The 629-nt window shown below is 44.8% G+C and carries 1 protein-coding gene and 1 pseudogene; both read right to left on the bottom strand.

The window, feature by feature from the left end; all coding sequences use genetic code 11:
* The coding region (gene yjjX, locus R7Q09_RS26565; protein WP_318143995.1) for an inosine/xanthosine triphosphatase at positions 1-419 on the bottom strand (419 nt) is incomplete at its 3' end.
* A 24-nt stretch (positions 420-443) separates the two neighbouring features.
* Positions 444-629, bottom strand: a pseudogene (pheA, locus tag R7Q09_RS26560) (bifunctional chorismate mutase/prephenate dehydratase); the annotation flags it as partial.

The raw sequence follows: 629 nt of genomic DNA, 5'->3' as shown, positions 1-629 counted from the left end.
CCGCCCTTCTGTTTGACGTTTTCGGTGCCAAACACTTTGTCCATCACATCACCAAGTTCATTAGCATCTGCAAGTTGAGCTAATACTTCTGGCGGTAGCATCAAACTGGCTGAGCGAGATTCTCCACGATGGGTATCTGATTCAATCACCATCCACGCAAACGTCACATTGCCTTCAATTCCAGCTTCTAAGCCAACATAAAAGTCTGCAGTTGGCATTTCCACTTTGGCATTTTTAACTCGATTGACTGCGCCGCGATGGGTCTCTTCGTTAGTCATCGGCTGATCGGCGACTTCACTCGGAACGCTGATGCCGACAAACTCAAAAGCTTGTTGAGGGAATGCGCTTTGAAATGCACTCTTTACCGCATTGATTTTTGCAGGGTTTAGAGAGGCGATAACGACTTTTTGGGTTGCCATGATCTTTTTACTCATCGATGTCTATTAGCTCAATTTAACTTGCGTTGGTTTGATGTTTTCGCTTGGATAACAACCCAGTACTTTCAAGTGTTTAGTGATTTTTGTTAGCTCTTGCAATGCTTGCTGCATTTCGGTTGAGCCTAGGTGCGCTTCTAGATCAACGTAGAACATTTCTTCCCACGGATTACCCATGATTGGACGCGATTCTAA

The organism is Vibrio sp. 2130-1, assembly GCF_033339515.1.
Note: the sequence above shows the minus strand (reverse complement) of the source record. Positions and strands in the feature narration are given on the sequence as shown.